The 15,830-nt window shown below is 71.2% G+C and carries 16 protein-coding genes and 1 pseudogene; 7 read left to right on the forward strand and 10 right to left on the reverse strand.

From position 1 onward, the window contains the following. Positions 1 to 79 precede the first annotated feature (79 nt). Positions 80 to 497 (forward strand): annotated as a pseudogene (locus tag E6R60_RS37340) (ATP-binding protein). Here the strand turns inward: E6R60_RS37340 and E6R60_RS11155 are convergent. Continuing rightward, positions 487 to 2,781 carry a DUF2786 domain-containing protein gene (locus tag E6R60_RS11155; protein ID WP_136326302.1) on the reverse strand — a complete coding sequence of 765 codons (2,295 nt, stop codon included), beginning with the start codon at positions 2,779 to 2,781 and terminating at the stop codon, positions 487 to 489. The pseudogene E6R60_RS37340 and the gene E6R60_RS11155 overlap by 11 nt on opposite strands. A gap of 50 nt (positions 2,782 to 2,831) precedes the next feature. On the opposite strand from E6R60_RS11155, the gene E6R60_RS11160 reads away from it, so the two are divergent. Genes E6R60_RS11160 through E6R60_RS11170 form a run of 3 tightly spaced genes read left to right on the forward strand, consistent with a single transcriptional unit; the run spans position 2,832 to position 6,643 of the window. After that, positions 2,832 to 4,688, forward strand: coding sequence for a DUF4357 domain-containing protein (locus E6R60_RS11160; RefSeq protein ID WP_240802500.1), 1,857 nt, complete (start codon positions 2,832 to 2,834; stop codon positions 4,686 to 4,688). Further along, the gene (locus E6R60_RS11165; protein ID WP_136326303.1) at positions 4,685 to 5,896 is read left to right on the forward strand and encodes a restriction endonuclease; all 1,212 of its coding nucleotides are present in this window, start codon (positions 4,685 to 4,687) and stop codon (positions 5,894 to 5,896) included. Before E6R60_RS11160 ends, E6R60_RS11165 begins: the two co-directional genes overlap by 4 nt. A 24-nt stretch (positions 5,897 to 5,920) precedes the next feature. After that, complete coding sequence (locus tag E6R60_RS11170) at positions 5,921 to 6,643, forward strand: hypothetical protein (protein ID WP_240802501.1); 723 nt, start codon at positions 5,921 to 5,923, stop codon at positions 6,641 to 6,643. Between the two features lie 134 nt (positions 6,644 to 6,777). Here the strand turns inward: E6R60_RS11170 and E6R60_RS11175 are convergent, their stop codons facing one another. The 4 genes from E6R60_RS11175 to E6R60_RS11190 form a co-directional block, all read right to left on the reverse strand. Next, positions 6,778 to 7,131 (reverse strand): PRC-barrel domain-containing protein, encoded by a 354-nt coding sequence (locus tag E6R60_RS11175; RefSeq protein ID WP_136326421.1) that lies wholly within the window; start codon positions 7,129 to 7,131, stop codon positions 6,778 to 6,780. Between the two features lie 356 nt (positions 7,132 to 7,487). Next, complete coding sequence (locus E6R60_RS11180) at positions 7,488 to 7,658, reverse strand: hydrophobic protein (RefSeq protein ID WP_136326304.1); 171 nt, start codon at positions 7,656 to 7,658, stop codon at positions 7,488 to 7,490. 275 nt (positions 7,659 to 7,933) lie between these two features. After that, positions 7,934 to 8,452 (reverse strand): hypothetical protein, encoded by a 519-nt coding sequence (locus E6R60_RS11185; RefSeq protein WP_136326305.1) that lies wholly within the window; start codon positions 8,450 to 8,452, stop codon positions 7,934 to 7,936. Positions 8,453 to 8,932: 480 nt separating this feature from the next. Next, positions 8,933 to 9,118, reverse strand: coding sequence for a hypothetical protein (locus tag E6R60_RS11190; RefSeq protein WP_136326306.1), 186 nt, complete (start codon positions 9,116 to 9,118; stop codon positions 8,933 to 8,935). Positions 9,119 to 9,225: 107 nt separating this feature from the next. On the opposite strand from E6R60_RS11190, the gene E6R60_RS11195 reads away from it, so the two are divergent. Further along, complete coding sequence (locus tag E6R60_RS11195; RefSeq protein WP_136326307.1) at positions 9,226 to 9,450, forward strand: hypothetical protein; 225 nt, start codon at positions 9,226 to 9,228, stop codon at positions 9,448 to 9,450. 87 nt (positions 9,451 to 9,537) lie between these two features. On the opposite strand, the gene E6R60_RS36660 is transcribed toward E6R60_RS11195, so the two are convergent. From E6R60_RS36660 to E6R60_RS11205, 3 genes are all read right to left on the reverse strand, one after another. Beyond that, on the reverse strand, positions 9,538 to 9,696 hold the full coding sequence (locus E6R60_RS36660; RefSeq protein WP_168713581.1) for a hypothetical protein: 159 nt from the start codon (positions 9,694 to 9,696) through the stop codon (positions 9,538 to 9,540). Positions 9,697 to 9,908: 212 nt separating this feature from the next. After that, a complete protein-coding gene (locus tag E6R60_RS11200; RefSeq protein ID WP_136326308.1) occupies positions 9,909 to 10,529 on the reverse strand; it encodes a flavin reductase family protein in 621 nt (206 codons plus the stop codon). 46 nt (positions 10,530 to 10,575) lie between these two features. Further along, a complete protein-coding gene (locus E6R60_RS11205) occupies positions 10,576 to 10,962 on the reverse strand; it encodes a hypothetical protein (protein ID WP_136326309.1) in 387 nt (128 codons plus the stop codon). Positions 10,963 to 11,078: 116 nt separating this feature from the next. Between E6R60_RS11205 and E6R60_RS11210 the strand changes: the two genes are divergently transcribed. Then, the gene (locus tag E6R60_RS11210; RefSeq protein WP_136326310.1) at positions 11,079 to 11,585 is read left to right on the forward strand and encodes a nuclear transport factor 2 family protein; all 507 of its coding nucleotides are present in this window, start codon (positions 11,079 to 11,081) and stop codon (positions 11,583 to 11,585) included. Between the two features lie 168 nt (positions 11,586 to 11,753). Beyond that, on the forward strand, positions 11,754 to 13,418 hold the full coding sequence (lnt, locus tag E6R60_RS11215; protein WP_136326311.1) for an apolipoprotein N-acyltransferase: 1,665 nt from the start codon (positions 11,754 to 11,756) through the stop codon (positions 13,416 to 13,418). A 175-nt stretch (positions 13,419 to 13,593) separates the two neighbouring features. Here the strand turns inward: lnt and E6R60_RS11220 are convergent, their stop codons facing one another. After that, positions 13,594 to 14,493, reverse strand: a complete 900-nt coding sequence (locus E6R60_RS11220) for a Gfo/Idh/MocA family oxidoreductase (protein WP_136326312.1) — start codon at positions 14,491 to 14,493, stop codon at positions 13,594 to 13,596. 19 nt (positions 14,494 to 14,512) lie between these two features. Next, positions 14,513 to 15,757 carry an FAD-dependent monooxygenase gene (locus E6R60_RS11225; RefSeq protein ID WP_136326313.1) on the reverse strand — a complete coding sequence of 415 codons (1,245 nt, stop codon included), beginning with the start codon at positions 15,755 to 15,757 and terminating at the stop codon, positions 14,513 to 14,515. Between the last annotated feature and the right edge of the window lie 73 nt (positions 15,758 to 15,830).

Here is a 15,830-nt window from a genome sequence, read left to right on the forward strand (position 1 = left end):
GAAGGGCCCGCACGGCCCTTGAGTTCTAGTGGTCGTCGGGACCGACCACACAGCGGCTCACCCACCGCGCATCGCAACCATGTTCACGCAGCTCCTGTCGGACACCCGCAGGGGAGCCCGGCTCGCCCGGCTGCTCGCCGCGAACGAGCTCCGCGCCTGGCACCTCGCGCCCGGGGGTCACCGAGCGTGCCGAGCAGATCGTCGCAGAGCTCGCCGCCAACGCGGTGCTGCACGGGCGGGTGCAGGGACGAGGCTTCCGGCTCCGGTTGCTGCTCAACGACAACCCTCGCGCTCTCCGGATCGAGGTCACCGACGCACGGGGCGGCCGTCCGCCGCTCCTCGCCGAGAGCGCCCCGCCGACGACGGCGGGCGGGGGCTGCTCCTGGTGGCCGGGCTCGCCGACCGGTGGGGGGGTCGTGCCGTTCCCGCCGGCCCGCAAGACAGTGTGGTCCGCTATCCACCTGGAATCCGATCCGGGTGCCGGTCTCAATGGGTGAGCTGGGCGTTCTCCTCCTGTTCGGCGAAGGCCGGCCCGCCGATCTCGGCATGCTTCCCATCGGCCACCCCCTGCCAGTAACCCGTGCCCTTGAACTTGGTCGGGCGCGCCTTGGCGAGCTTCGGGTAGCGGGCGGAGACCTGCGCCTCGACGACGGCCGAGCGGTCCGCGAGGACGAGGGCGACGCTGCGCCCGCCGGAGTCTGCCGGGAGCGGGTCGGCCTGCTGCTCGTCGGCGGCCGCCCGTGCCGCCCGCTGGGCCGCCCCGATGCGCGCCGTGACCTCACGCATGAAGCCGAGCATCCAGGACCGCTTGTACGCGCGCACGTCCTCGCCCTCGGGCCGGTGCAGGGCGTCCGCCGTGTCCGCCCCGCTCAGCATCTGGAAGCGCAGGCTCGTGAACAGGACCTCGGTGGCGTGGAGATCCGCGTCGAAGCCGAAGAGGTGCACCCGGTGACGATTGTCCTTGCCGCCGGGGTAGATCGCGTGGCACCGCATCTCGTGCGCGATCCAGCTGAGGAGCCGCCTGGCCTCCTTGACGTACGGAGGGTGCACGTCGACGACCTTGTCCACCGGCCGCCCCGGTTCGGAGACGTCGTCGAGCATGGCCTGTTCGATGCCGTACTTGGCCATGAGCTCGGTGGCCTTGTCGAGGAAGACGCGGGCCTCCTCCTCCGTGACGCCCGAGTTCTCCGCCTGCCGCAGCAGCGCCCTCACCTTGCCGAGCAGCGCGGCCGGCAGACCTCCGGCGGCCGGACTTACGACCGGTTCCTCGGATGTCCTGCCCGCCTCAGGGCCGTCGTCGTCCAACCGGTCGTCCCCGTCGCCGTCGCTGTCGCCGTCCTGCCGGGCGAGCGCGTCAGCCAGATCGTCGGGATCGGGAGCCAATTCCGCGAGCGACGCCAGCGCCCACCGCCGCCAGGCCAGGGCGTCCTCTTCCCGTACGCGTGCGAGGACCGTACGCAGCCGCTGAAGTCCGCCGTCGGCCCCCACGGTGAAGAACTGCAGTCGTGCGTAACCGAGTCGCGCGACGGCAAGGAGCGCACAGAGGTCGAAGGCGTTGTCGGCCGCGTAGCGGACGTCGATCCCGGGTTCGGGGTACCACTCGGGCTCCTGCGCCGGGGACGCGCCCCCGCCTGCATCCGCGAAGAGGTCGGAGGACTCCTGAACGGGTTCGGCCCCGGTCCTTACGCGCAGGACGGACGTCGACGGCTCACCCGAGTAGGCCTTCGCCGCCGCTCGCTCCTGCGGAGAGGTGACGATGTGGGACCAGACGGGCAGCGAGCCGTCCATCCCGTGCCAGGTGGGCCTGCCCTGCTCCACGAGGTCCGCTGCCTCCACGACCTCGGCGTCGTCCGGGGCTTCGCCCTGCCAGTCGAGGAAGTCGAGGAAGGCATCCAGATAGTCGGCGGCGGAGCGTCGAGGGCCGTGCCTGCTGTCGCTCAGGAGGGCGCGCTCGCAAGCGGAGAGCGCGCCGGTCACGGGATGGAGGACACCCGTCGTGTACCGCTTGACGGCCTCGGACAGCTCCGCGAGGAACGCCCTGGTGGCGTCCGAGCCGCCGGCCTGATGCGCACGCCGCCAGGCTTCGAGCGCTTCGGCGCACGCCTCCTGCTTGGCCAGCCACACCAGGTGCCCGGCGGCCTGCAGGTGCTCCTCGCGCAGGAGCACGGCGTCCTGAACCGTCGCGGCGGTCTCCGGAGCGTCGAGCACGGCTCGCGCGAGGAGTCCCACCGGCTCGGGCTCGTGGGCGAAGAACTCCGCCAGGGTGAGGAGCTCCCGACCGTGATGGCGCGGAGCACGCTCCGGGGTGTCGACGGGCCCGTTCCCCGGAACCTCCGCCGACCAGCGGGAGCCCCATTCGGCGAAGTCCCGGTCCATGTCTCCGGTGCCGGCCTGGTTACGCCTCCACCACCAGAGCAGCATCTGCTCCCAGACCTCGGCGTTCCAGGACCACAGGGCCGGCTCGTCGCCCGGGGCGAGACGGGAGCGCAGCTCCCGCACCGCATCGGTCAGGTCGTGGGGGTGGGCGCCCGGAAGCAGCCGCTCCAGCCAGTGGACGGTCTCGGCCACGGACCGGGCCCGCGCCCGGTCGGCCGCCACACGCGCGACCGTGGCGGCTGCCAAGCGGTGTTGATCGCCGAAGTCCGCCGGAAGCAGCCGGGACAACTGAGCTCCGTCGATCTCCAGCGCCTTGGCGAGGTCTTGGACGCGGGCCTCCAGCCATTCCCTGCGGATCTTCCTGAAGAGCCGCTCCGTCGGCGATGCCGGGCCCCAATAGCTCACATGATCCCCCTTGTTGTCAGTACGGCCGCCTAGTCTTCCGTATGAGATCGATGTCTACGGACGGGGAGGCCGTGACCATGGCCGAGGAGTATCCGGAGTTCCGCCTGCGGCTGCCCAACGGCGGGCCGTCGGCCGGCGGACGGCAGACGAACGAGATGGGGACGAACGGCAGCCGGAGGTTCACCGTCGGGCCGGGGCAACCCGTGCGCATGGACGTAGTCCCCTCCTTCCCCACACGCGTGCCATCCGCCTACCGACTGCGCGAAAGCCTGATCGAGGCCGGTGCGATCAGGCCCTCGGACAAGTGGCCCGATTGTCTGGAAACAGCGGAGGAACTCACCTTCAACTCCCCCACCGAAGCTGCGAACGTCCTCGTCGGCAGCAGCATCAATGGCTGGGTCGCTTGGAAGACCGAGGACGGCCGCCAGCTCGGAGACTTCATGCCCGGCGCATCGTGGGGGCCCAACCGCGCCTGGCTCGTCCGCGGCTCCCACGTCACCGGTCTCGACCTCGTGCGCCGCATGTGGCTGCCGGAGGAGCGGGTGACCCTGGCGGCCCCCCGGCTGCGCCAGGGCATCGAGCAGGGCGTCAGCAAGGACCAGGTGCGGACCTTCGTGGAGGAGGACTACGAGTCCACGGCGACGTACAGCCAGAAGCAGCAGCTGGCCGATGACGTGCACGCCTTCCTGTCCCGGATGAAGGAGGGCGACACGGTCTGCACCATCTCCGACGGTCGCCTCTACGTGGGTCAGATCACCGGTGAGGTCCAGCAGATCGATTCCGAGGACCGCCGGTCCAACCTTCGCCGGCCGGTGTCGTGGCAGGAGGCCGGACACCCGTACGGCGATCTGCCCGAGGAGCTCAAGCAGAAGCTCTCCATCCAGCACGACGTGGTGGAGCTGACCTCCGTTCAGGCGGTGATCGACGGGCTCGGGCTCACCGACGAGGAGCTGGCCGACGAGGCCGAGGCCATAGAGCGCGACCCAAGCATGGAGCTTCCGGCGATCACCGTGCGACGGGAACTGGAGCTGCCCGAGCCGACGGACGCGCTGGCCGCGGAACTGCTGGTCCACGACATGGACTGGCTGCGCGAGCTCCGTGATCTTCTATGGGACGAGCGGCAGCTGGTGCTCTACGGTCCGCCGGGCACGGGCAAGACCTTTCTGGCCCTCAAACTGGCGGAGTTCCTGGGCGGCGGGCCCGAGCAGGTGAAACTGGTGCAGTTCCACCCCTCGTACGCCTACGAGGACTTCATCGAAGGCATCCGCCCGAAGGAGGACCCCAAGACCCACGAGGTGGCCTTCCGCCTCACCGCCGGGCCCCTGCGGGACCTGGCCGACCTCGCCAACAAGGAGGGCAACCGGCACATCCCGCACTTCCTGATCATCGACGAGATCAACCGGGCCAACCTGGCGAAGGTCTTCGGCGAGCTGTACTTCCTCCTGGAATACCGGGACAGGGGGGTACAGCTGCCCTACTCCGGCGACGACTTCGCGCTGCCGCCGAACCTGTTCGTCATCGGCACCATGAATACGGCCGACCGTTCGATCGCGCTCGTGGACGCCGCCATGCGGCGCCGGTTCGCGTTTGTGGAGCTGTCCCCGCGGACCGAGCCGACCAGCGGACTCCTCCGGCGCTGGCTGACATCCCAGGGACGGGACTCAGGGCCCGCCGACCTCCTTGACGCGCTCAACTCCCGTATCGCAGACGCCGATTTCCGGATCGGACCCTCGTACCTGATGAAGAAGGGCGTGTACCGGGCCGGCGGCCTGGAGCGGACCTGGCGGACGAAGATCCTCCCTCTTCTCGAAGAGCACCACTACGGCGAAGGCGTCGACATCGAGCAGCGGTACGGGCTCTCCGCACTGCGGCAGTCCCTGCCAGCCCTTGCGGGGCCGCCCGCGTGAGCGTCACCGTCGAGCTTGTCGAGCACGCGCCCCCCACCGGTCACATGCTGCCGGACGCGGTGGGACGGGCGCTGGCGGCTTCCCGAATCGTGGATGCCTCCCCCGATCCGTACACGCCGGGCACCTGGCTACTGCGGGCCGGCAGCAAGGTCGGAACAGTCAGCGTCGACGGCCCTGGGCTCGGCTCCCCCGTCACTGTCCGGATCACGCCGAAGGTGCCCATCGCCAGATTGTTCTTCCTGCTCGGCTACAGCCGCGATCCGCGCGGCGGGTGGCGCGACGGCCAGGTCGACGTGGCCGAACACCGCGACCTGCTGCCCGCCCTGGCCCACGCGGTGGAGCGGCAGATCGACCGGGCGCTGCGACAGGGGCTGCTCCAGGGGTACCGGGAGACCGAGGAGTCCGCTCTGGTCGTACGGGGACGGATCCGGGAGACCGACCAGTTGCGACGGCATTTCGGTGTCCCGCTGCCCGTCGAGGTGACATACGACGAGTTCACCACGGACATCGCTGAGAACCGGATCCTGCGGAGCGCGGTGGAGCGGCTGTTGCGCCTGCCCGCCGTGCCACGGGACGTGCGGCACCGGCTGTCGCACCACCGGTTGCGGCTCGCCGACGTCACACCGGTCGTCCGGGGGCAGCTACTCCCCGCCTGGCAGCCGTCCCGTCTCAACGCCCGCTACCAGCACGCCCTGCACCTCGCCCGCGCCGTCCTCGACGACGCATCACCCGAACACGCCCCGGGCGGGCTGCGCATCGAGGGCTACCTGTTCAACATGAACACGCTCTTCGAGGACTTCGTGACGGTCGCGCTGAGAGAGTCCCTGCGCGGGACGGACCTCGGATGCCGCTTGCAGGACTCCCACCATCTCGACGAGGCGGCGGCCATCCGCATGAAGCCCGACTTCGTGCTGTACCGGCCGGACGCCATGCCGCTGGCGGTCGCCGACGCCAAGTACAAGGCGGAGAAACGCGACGGTTACCCGGACACCGACCTGTACCAGATGCTGGCCTACTGCACGGCTCTCGGCCTCCCCGAGGGCCATCTGATCTACGCGAAGGGGAACGAGCCCCACGCGGCGTACCGGGTACGGAACGCAGGGGTCGTCATCCACCAGCACGCCCTGGATCTCGGCCAGGCACCCGCCGCCCTGCTCGCCGACATCGCGTCCGTCTCCCGGTACATGCGGGCCGGCTGGTCCGTATGATCGACGGCGGAGCGTCCGTCCAGGGTGGGGAGTTCACTCGTACCGCAGCTCGCGTTCGCCAACAGCTTCTGGGAGAGTTACAACGCTCTGGAGCAGCCCGTCAAGGCCGACGTACGCAAGGCGATGGCGAAGTTCCAGCTCCTCACCGTCGCCGGACTCCACGCGGACAAGGGACTGCACTTTGAGTCCGTGGACAAGGCCCGCGATCCCCGTATGCGCACCATCCGCATCAACGACTTCTGGCGGGGCGTCGTCCTCGCCCCCGACGACGGCAGTGACGTCGTCCTGCTAGTCAACGTCGTAACGAACGACGACGCGTACACCTGGGCGGTCAAGCGGCTCTACACGACGAACAAGGCGCCGCGCGGTCTCGACGTGCGCAACGTCGTCGCGCTCGAACAGCTCACCCCTGCCCTGGAGAAGGCGGCCGCAAGCGCCCCGTCCCTGTTGTTCGCGGCGTACTCGGACACCGGGCTGAGGGATCTCGGCATCGACGAGAAGGTGCTACGGGCCGTGCGTACCGTCATCGACAGGCCGCAGTTGGAGGCGTTCGGAACGCTGCTGCCGGAGGACCAGTTCGAGGCTCTGCATATCTCGCCGAGGGGTTCGGCCTGGACGAGGTCTACCGGGATGTCGTCACCGTGCGCCGCCCGGTCGATGCCGGACCGGATCCCGACGAGAGTCGCGCCCTGGTCATCGTCAACACCGCGAGCCGCATCACCCTGGTCACGGGCCCGGACGAGCTGACCGAGATCCTGGAGAAGCCGTTCGCCGCGTGGCAGGTGTTCGGTCGCCGCAACCCGGCTCGGTACCCGCCCGTGGGGGCGCCCGGAAGACTTCTTCCGGGCGCCCCCACGGGCGGTGGTGCTTCGGCTTCGGCGTTACGGGCGGCGGTGACTGTGGTAGTAGCCGCCGACCTGCTCGTGGTACCCGGCATCGCCGACGTGCTTGTCCTTGTCGAACTCCGGGGAGTCCTTGATCTGGTCCTTGGTGAGGGCGACGAAGATCTTCCGTTCCGCCTCGTCGATGGCCTGCACGGTGCCGGCCGGCAGCAGGACGTGCTTGCCGAAGATCCAGACACCGGTGTCGACCACCAGGTACGAGGAGTTGACGTCGTCCGAGTGCTTGTCGACCTTGCCGATGCTTCCGTCGGTGGCCTCGACCTTGTAACCGATCAGGTCGGTGCCCGCGGTGCGGCCGACGGTCGGCTGGTAGCCCCAGATGTTGTCACTCATAAAACGGCTCCTTCATCAAATAGCTTCCCATTCCTCGGCCGAAGCCGTGAAAATGGCTGGGCGCCTCCGGAATCCCGGTGACGCGTTCTCAGGAACTCACCTGCCCGGCATCCTCGACCCCATGCATCCCATTTCCGGAATGGAAAGGGCCCCTCAGTGACCGGAGGCCCCCTCGTCGGAGGCCGTGGTTCGTGACAGAGTCCCCGGCCACGTTCCCCTGGTGCCCCGAAGTGCACCGGCCATGGCTGCCCCGCTCCCCTCGCCTGGGCCCGCAGCGGCAGAGGAACGTGCGGGTGGGCCGTGACGACGGTTCGTCACGGCCCACCCGCACACTCAGGACCCTGTTTGAGTGAGAGTCACCAGCGGTACCAGCGACCCCGCTTTCCACCACGTGCAGTCGGCCTGATCACGAAGCCGAGCAGCCAGACCACCAGCACGATGACGGCGATCCACCACAAAGCCTTCAGTGCGAAACCGGCACCGAAGAGAAGCAGGGCGAGCAGAAGAACAAGAATAATGGGAACCATGATTATCAACCTCCGAGACGTCGTGTGCCCCGGCCTCGCACGACCACACCCCCAATTCTTATGAATTCCCTACAGGGTGTGGCTCGGGTGCGGAGAGGAAACGACGCAGGGCCGCGCCGGCCGGCCCGTGGGCTGACGGCACCCGTCCGGTCACTCACGCACCCGCCTTGCGGGGGCCGATCGGCGAACCGACCGACGGGGCTCCGTGCCAACGCTCCCCTGGGCTCCCGGCTACGACGCCCGTGATCCGAAGGAGCATCCCTGCCCCGGCCCGCTCACGACGAAGGGCCGGTCAGATCGATGGTGAGTACGTCCTCGTCGCGCGTGGGATGCTCGATCGTGATCGAGCCCGAGGCGCCGTCGTAAGCTCCGGTACCTCCGGTGATCGCGAACACGTGGGACCACTGCCGTGCGTCGACCGGCGGCTCGGTCACGGCGGGAAGCGGCCGCTGGAAGGCAGTGGCAGCCGTGATCATTCCGTTGTCGAGGCTCAGCACGAGCGTCGCCACGACGAACGATCCGTCCAGTCCCACGGCGACGGGCAGGCAATGCGCGTTCTCGGTGCCCACACTGCGGCCCTGCGCGTCCGACAGGTCGTACCGGACGAAATAGGGCGTACCCGTTGTGAGCACGTCCGGGATGTTCGCGCCCGTGCGCCTGCCCCTCAGAACGATCTGGCGAGCGGCCTCGGGCGCCGCGTGGGCGGCCCCGCCCGTCGCCCCCACGAGCAGCCCTCCGGCCATCGTCGCCGCCGAGGTCAGCTGCAGAAGGCTCCTGCGATCCATGTCGGTCATCGCCTGTTCCACGCCCTTGTCCGTCGTACGTCCACGTCCGGGCGCGTTCGCGCCCCACGGGTAACCCCTTCTCGCGACGGAACGGATCGCCCCGCGACCGTAATTCGCCGGAACGGAGGAGCGCACGGAGTACACGGGGTAGCGGACGGAACTGCGGCACCTCATCACCGTGCGGGCGCTGACAGGCCCACCAGCGCCTCGCAGCGCCTCCGCGCGGAGCGGGTCCGGCAGCCGGGCACAGGGGCGCGCGTATTGCCGCGCCGCCCCTGCGTCACCCGTTGCGGCCCGCAGAGTCACCGCGTGGCAACGCTGCGGGCCCAGCCGACCGGCGCGCCTCCGCAGCGTCCCCGCGAGTGCGCCGTCGAGGCGCCGGCCGTGCGGGAGGCGACGGAGACGCCCCTTTGCCCCGATGCCGCCCTTGCGCGAGCCGGGGGGCGCCGCGCCTGCGGGACCGGTTCGGTCCTCCGGGTGCGCATCCGTTCAGTCCTCCGGGTGCGCATCCGTCTTCAGCGCCCACGCGCGGCCCGCACAGCCCGCCGGAAAGGGCGGGAAGCGGTGGCCCTTCACGTCCGTGCTCCAGTGATGGCCCGCACCGCAGTCACACTCGTAGATGCCGCTCTCGGGCACGATCTCGCCCGAATGCCATGTGGTCCGGTCTTCGCTCATACCTTCTGTGTACGTCCCCCGGCGACCACCCGCGACCCAGGAAGGCCCTGCGCCCGCCCGAGTCCGAACCGGATGCGCGCGGGAGCGCCCGGGGCCACGCTGGATGTATGGCTACTCCCCCGATTGTGATCCACCGACCGACCCCGTCCGGCGCTCGGCTCGTCACCGTGCACATCGCCGGCCGCGAGGAAAGACTCGGGCTCGCCCACAGCGATCACGATGTCATCGTGTTCCTCGCCGACGCCGGGATGGCGGACCCGGCGCGGGCCCTCGACACCCCGTCCCTCGTCGAATGGCAGGGCGCCGCCGCCCATGACTTCGCGGCCGCCTGAGCCGCGGGGGGGGAGCATCGGATGCCGCGCTGCCCCCGCCCCGCCTGGGCGGGTACGGGGGCAGCGCGGGCCTCGACTCGGGTGGGGTCACTCGGTCTCGACGAAGGGCGGAAGATCGGGTTCGACGAAAAGCCCCTGGTAGCGCGGTGTCGGCATGGCCTCGACACGGCCGGGGGCCTCGGACGCCGAGCCCGCCTCGCTCTCGTCCGAGCGCCGCTGCACCTGGCGGGGCGGGGTATCAGCCATCGGGTCTCCTGTTGCTTCGCAGTTGCTTATGAGGGCCCCGGGGACGCCGTCCGGAACTCGGAACGCGGCGGCGACGGGGTAGGGCACCGTCCCGGCCCCACACCCACCAGGGGCACCGGTATCCGACGAGCCATGCTGAGGGTATCCGCTGCGCCGGGCCGAGCGTTCGGCACCGTCGCCCGGGCCGCCCGCCCTTCGCCTGCTCAGCCGCGTCAGCGGGCGTCCCTGTCCTCCTGCCACCGGGCGTAAGGGACGCGGGAGATCTCCCGCACGCCTCCGAAGGTGCCCCACTCGTCCTTGCCGAGCCTGGTCAGCGGGCGCAGCGCGGTGACCTCCGGATGCCCGTCGGTCATGACGTCCTCGTCGACCGCCGCGTGGAGCACCCGGCCGAACACGACCGTGGAGTCGCCGAGCAGGACCGTGCTGTGCAGCTCGCATTCCAGCGCGACCGGCGATCCGGCCACCCGCGGCGGCTTCACCCGGAGGCTGGGTTCCTGTGCGAGGCCCACGGCCTCGAACTCGCTGACGCCGCGCGGGAAGTCGGTCGCCGTGGCGTTGATCTGCTCGAAGAGGTGCTCCGGGGCGAAGTTCACCACGAAGGAGCCCGTCGCCTCGATGTTGCGCAGGGTGTCCTTGCGCCCGACCGAAGTGAACTGCACGACGGGCGGGCTGACGCAGGCGATCGTGAAGAAGGAGTGGGGGGCCAGGTTGGCCGTCTCGCCGTCCGGGGTGACGGTGGAGATCCACGCGATGGGCCGGGGGACGACCACAGCGGTGAGCAGCCGGTAGAACGTGCCGGTATCGGTGGCCCCGGGGTCGAAGTCGATGCGCATGACGCCGAGTATGGCGTCCGGCCCGCCGGGCGGCCCCACCGCCCTCCTACACCTCCGGCTCTCCCGGGTCCCCCGGTCCCTCGGCGCCGAACTGTTCCGCCCGGAGGGCGAGGTCCTGGAGCACGTCGGCGGACGACACGTCCGTCTGTCCCGAGTCGTGCACCTGCGCCAGCATCGCGAACGCCAGGGTGAACGCGCCGACGAGTTGCTCGACCGCGCCGCCGACCTCCCGGCCGACCAGGACCACCACGTCCTCGATCGTGGCGCCCTCGGGGATCGCGATCCGCGGCATCGTCTCGTTGAGAAGGGCGGTCACCACGGTCGAATCGGTGCTGGGGTCGTCACGGTCCGGGTCCTCCTCCAAGAGGCGGCGCATCTCGCCCGCTTCGGTGAGGATGCCGATCACACGTTTCACGACTTCGCTCTGCTCCATTACGCGAGCATAAGTGCAGGCGCACCGCCCGACGAGGACAACCGGCCGCCACCGGCCGCCGTGCCGGGCACCGCACGCCCCTTGGCCCCTGGCGTCCGTGGGCCCACACTGACCCGATGACGCAGCGTGTGGATCTCTCGACCGTGATGGACCGGCTCTCCATCGATGCAGTGATCACCGGCTACGCGGTGGCGGTGGACGACGGTGCGTGGACGGATTACCAAGCCCTGTTCACCGCGGACGGCCGCGCCGACTACCGCACCGCGGGCGGCATTGAGGGCCCCGCCGGGGATGTCGCGCAGTGGCTGTCCGAGACGATGCGTATGTTTCCCGTCCGGCAGCATCTGATCGTGAACCGGCGCCTGGACCTCCAGGACCTCGGCGGCTATCCGGGCGACCGCGCCCGGGTACAGGCCGACTACGTGAACCCGATGCGGCTCGTGAGCGACGCGGACGGGGGCCGGAGCGGGGGCGGCGGCAGGGACGGCCGTCCTGCCGCACCGAACTTCGTGTCCGGTGGGCGTTACGCCTTCGAACTGCTGCGTACCGACGGTGGCTGGCGCGTCCAGGGCGTGACGGTCCATGAGAAGTGGCGGAACCGGTCAGGGGCCCTCGCCGAGTAATCCGCTCCCGCCCGGCGTGGGCCCTCGCCGGGCGATCCGCTCCGGCCCGGCGTGGGCCCTCGCCGGGCCGTCCGCTCCGGCCTGCTTCGGTTGCCCCACACTGGGGGAACAAGAGCGGGAACTGGTTCCGGATGATGCCTGCCGGCCGGCAGGACGAGGAGGGGCGCTATGCCGAGCGGTTCCGTGGGGCACGCGTGGGGTGAACGGATACTCGGCTCCGCCCTGTGGCGCGCCGGCGCCGCGCTCCTGGCGGGCGCGTTGCCCGCGCTCGCCTTCCCCGCACCGGGGCTGTGGTGGCTCGCCTACGCCGCCCTGGTGCCGTTGCTTCTGCTGATCCGGTCCGCCAATACGGGGCGCAGGGCGGCGCTCGACGGCTGGCTCGGCGGGACGGGCTACATGCTGGCGGTCCACCACTGGCTGATGCCGAGCCTGCACGTGTTCATCGTGGTGCTGGCGGGCCTGCTCGGTCTGCTGTGGGCCCCATGGGGGCTGCTGGTCTCCCGGCTCCTGCGCGGGCGGCCGTCCGGGGCGGGAGTCGTAGCGGCCGTGATCGTGGTCCCGTCCGGGTGGCTGATGATCGAGGCGGTCCGGTCCTGGGAAGGGCTCGGGGGCCCCTGGGGACTCCTCGGCGCGAGCCAGTGGCAGGTGACGCCTGCGCTCAGGCTGGCCTCGGTGGGCGGGGTGTGGCTGGTGAGCCTGCTGGTGGTCGCGGTGAACACCGTCCTGGCCCTGCTGCTCACGGCTCCGGCCGCACGCGCGGTGGGCGTCGGCACGCTGGTCGTGGGCGCCGTGGCCGTGGGAGCGGTGGGGGTGTGGGCGCCGCAGCCCGAACGCTCGGGTACGGCCCGGATCGCCGTGGTGCAGCCCGGTGTCGTCGAGGGGCCGGGCAGCGTGCAGCGCCGTTTCGCGCGGAGCGAGGAGCTGACCCGCTCGCTGGCGGGCAGGGAGCTCGATCTGGTCGTGTGGGGGGAGAGCAGCGTCGGCGTCGATCCGGTCCGGCGGCCCGACGTCACCGCACGGATCGCCGCACTGGCGCGCCTGGTGGGCGCGGACGTGCTGGTGAACGTGGACGCCCGGCAGACCGACGCGACGGGCCGGACCGGAATCTTCAAGAGCGCCGTGCTGGTGGGCCCCGACGGGCTGACCGGGGACCGTTACGACAAGATGCGCCTGGTGCCGTTCGGGGAGTACATCCCCGCCCGTTCTGCGCTCGGCTGGGCCACCTCGATGGGCAAGGCGGCGGGCGAGGACCGGCTGCGCGGCGCGGGGCCGGTGACGATGACGCCGCCCGGCGCGCACGGACTGCACATCGGTCCGCTGGTCTGCTTCGAGTCCGCGTTCCCCGACATGAGCAGGCGGCTCACCCGCGACGGAGCCCAGCTCCTGATCGCCCAGTCGTCGACGTCCTCCTTCCAGAACGGCTGGGCCCCCGGCCAGCACGCCTCGCTGGGGGCGCTGCGCGCCGCCGAGAACGGCCGCCCGATGGTGCACGCCACGCTGACGGGCATCAGTGCGGTCTACGGGCCACAGGGGCAGCGCATCGGTGCTCCCCTCGGTACGGACGCGAGCGCGGCCGCGGTGTACGGCGTACCGCTGGCCCGTGGCACGACGCTGTACGTCCGGCTGGGCGACTGGCCGCTGTACGGCGCGCTGGGCGTGCTGGCGGCCTTCTGTGCCGTCGAGGGCCTGCGGGCCGTGCGCAGGCCCGGGGACGGGCCGGTGGGGGCGGCGGGGGCTCCAACCCCGCCGCTCGCGGCCGGCGGTCCGGCGGCGCTGGGCTCCACCCCTGCGGCCGAGGCCAAGGAGACCCCGACGGAGTCGGCGCCGCAATGAGCGCGGCTCGCTCTCGGGCGCGGTGCGGGATCCCGGCGTGCGGCATCCCTGCGTGCGGGATCCCGGCGTGCCGTTTCGGGCTCCGGGCCGCGGGCCTCAGAACCTGAGACGCACAGCACCCGGGACCCGCAGGACCCGAGACGGCAGAAGCCGGGACCCCAGAACCCGAGCCCCGCTACGCGCAGTCCAGGTCCCGCAGCACGCGCTCGCACAGTTCATGCGTCTCCAGGGCGTCCCGGGCACTCAGCAGCTTCCCGGCCCGGACGGCGTCGAGGAACGACAGGACGCTCTGCTCGATACCGCGCTGACGGGCCACCGGCACCCAGTCGCCGCGCCGGCGCAGGCTCGGCTGGCCCTTGTGGTCGATGACCTCGGCGAGGTTGACCACTTCGCGCTTGGAGTCCTGGCCGGAGACCTCCAGCCGCTCCTCGGTCGAGCCGCTGAGCCGGTTCATCGCGCCGATGGCGGTGAAGCCGTCCCCGGACAGCTGGAGCACGACGTGATGCATCAGGCCGTCGCGGATCCTGGCCCGTACGACGGTGTGCTCGACCGGGCCCGGCACCAGGAAGCGCAGGGTGTCGACCACGTGGATGAAGTCGTCGAGGACCATGGTCCTCGGGTCCTCCGGCAGCCCGACGCGGTTCTTCTGCATGAGGATCAGCTCGCGCGGGTGCTCGGCGCACTGCGCGTAGCCGGGCGCCACCCGGCGGTTGAAACCGACGGCCAGGGTGACACCGCGTGCCTTGGCGAGCTCCACCAGGCGCTCGGACTCGGCGAGTTCGTAGGCCAGGGGCTTGTCGACGTAGGTGGGGACACCCGCTTCGAGCAGCCGGGTGGTGATCTCCGGGTGCACGGCGGTCGGGGCGTGCACGAACGCCGCGTCCAGGCCCTGGGCGAGCAGCGAGTCGAGGTCGGTGTGGCATTGCCCGGCGGGGATGCGATGGGCTGCGGCGACCGAGTCCAGGGTCGCGGGGGTGCGGGTCTGCAGATGCAGTTCGACCCCCGGCAGGGTCGTGAGCACCGGCAGGTACGCCTTCTGCGCGATGTCGCCGAGCCCGATGCAACCGACCTTCACAGGGTCTCCTTCTCGCTGTTCAGCGCGGCACGTCGCGGTTCTCCTCCATGGAGACCGGCCGCGGCCGGATCTGCGCATCCTTCGTCCGGGCAGCATACGTGTGCTGGGGCGGGCGCCAGTCGGCGATGCCGTCGAAGGTGCGCAGGACGAGCCCCGGGCCGAGCCGGGAGAGCGTGGACATCGCGAAGTCCCGTGCGGCGACGGCCGGGGCGGACGTCAGCCGCATCAGCCGGCCGACCTGTGCGGCCTTGCGGACGACGGCCGTGGTCCGCGGCAGCCGGTCGGCGGTGTATGCGGCCAGGCCCGCGCCGAGGTCCGCCCCCGGTGCCGCGTGGTGGGCGAGGACGATCCCGTCCTCGATGGCCTGATTGCCCCCCTGCCCCAGGGTGGGCGCCATCGCGTGGGCGGAGTCGCCCAGGAGGACGGTGCGGCCGCGATGGTGGGAGGGCAGCGGCCGGGTCATCTCGTACACGTCGTTGCGCAGCACGCCCCCGGGCCGGGCGGCGGTGATGATCTCGGGGACCGGGGCGTGCCAGTCGCCGAAGCGGCGCAGCAGTTCCGCCCGTTCGTCGGCGGCGCGTTCCCCGGCCGGGGCGGCGGCCGCGGCGTAGGCGTAGATGCGGCCGTCCTTGAGCGGCTGGGTGCCCCAGAGGGCGCCGCGGCCCCATGTCTCATGCGGGGCGAAGGGCTCGGGGGGTGCGGGGACGACGACGCGCCAGGTGGTGAATCCGGCGTAGGAGGGGCCGGGGTGGTGCGGGAAGAGAGCCCCGCGTACGGCGGAGTGGATGCCGTCGGCGCCGACGACGAGATCCGCCTCGATCGTCCCGTCCGGCGTGCGGACCGTCGCGGGCCTGCCTCCCGCGACGCCCGGGTCCACGAGAGAGGCGGGGCAGCCGGTGCGGAGGGAGGATCCGGGGAGCCCGGAGACGAGGCAGTCGATCAGGGTGGCCCGGTGGACGAGGACCAGCGGGCCGCCGAACCGCTCGGCGGCGGCGGTGCTGTCCGTCCGGGAGAGCCAGCGGCCGTCGGGCCTGCGCATGCCTCCCTCCCCCTGCCAGGCGGCCAGGGACCTGATCGTGTCACCGAGCCCGATGACGTCGAGCGCGCGCTGGGCGTTGGGGGCGAGGCCGATGCCGGCCCCGACGGGCGCGAGCGAACCGGCCCGCTCCAGGACCGTGACCCGCCAGCCGGAACGGTGCAGCGCCACCGCTGCCGTGAGGCCACCGATTCCACTGCCGATGACGACCGCGCGGGGAGCGTCCATGGCTCCTCCTCCCGTGAGCAACTACACCTGTAGTGACACGGCCACGCTACTACAGGTGTAGTCACGGCGGTAG

The sequence above is a fragment of the Streptomyces sp. A0642 genome, from assembly GCF_004795105.1.
Taxonomy (GTDB): domain Bacteria; phylum Actinomycetota; class Actinomycetes; order Streptomycetales; family Streptomycetaceae; genus Streptomyces.

Excerpts from the sequence above, each read along its gene's own strand:
- E6R60_RS11210 (WP_136326310.1), top strand. The coding sequence starts at position 11,079 with ATGACGCAGCGTGTGGATCTCTCGACCGTGATGGACCGGCTCTCCATC.
- E6R60_RS11190 (WP_136326306.1), bottom strand. The coding sequence starts at position 9,118 with ATGAGCGAAGACCGGACCACATGGCATTCGGGCGAGATCGTGCCCGAG.
- E6R60_RS11185 (WP_136326305.1), bottom strand. The coding sequence starts at position 8,452 with ATGACCGACATGGATCGCAGGAGCCTTCTGCAGCTGACCTCGGCGGCG.
- lnt (WP_136326311.1), top strand. The coding sequence starts at position 11,754 with ATGCCGAGCGGTTCCGTGGGGCACGCGTGGGGTGAACGGATACTCGGC.
- E6R60_RS11180 (WP_136326304.1), bottom strand. The coding sequence starts at position 7,658 with ATGGTTCCCATTATTCTTGTTCTTCTGCTCGCCCTGCTTCTCTTCGGT.
- E6R60_RS11225 (WP_136326313.1), bottom strand. The coding sequence starts at position 15,757 with ATGGACGCTCCCCGCGCGGTCGTCATCGGCAGTGGAATCGGTGGCCTC.
- E6R60_RS11195 (WP_136326307.1), top strand. The coding sequence starts at position 9,226 with ATGGCTACTCCCCCGATTGTGATCCACCGACCGACCCCGTCCGGCGCT.
- E6R60_RS11175 (WP_136326421.1), bottom strand. The coding sequence starts at position 7,131 with ATGAGTGACAACATCTGGGGCTACCAGCCGACCGTCGGCCGCACCGCG.
- E6R60_RS36660 (WP_168713581.1), bottom strand. The coding sequence starts at position 9,696 with ATGGCTGATACCCCGCCCCGCCAGGTGCAGCGGCGCTCGGACGAGAGC.
- E6R60_RS11200 (WP_136326308.1), bottom strand. The coding sequence starts at position 10,529 with ATGCGCATCGACTTCGACCCCGGGGCCACCGATACCGGCACGTTCTAC.
- E6R60_RS11205 (WP_136326309.1), bottom strand. The coding sequence starts at position 10,962 with ATGGAGCAGAGCGAAGTCGTGAAACGTGTGATCGGCATCCTCACCGAA.
- E6R60_RS11160 (WP_240802500.1), top strand. The coding sequence starts at position 2,832 with ATGTCTACGGACGGGGAGGCCGTGACCATGGCCGAGGAGTATCCGGAG.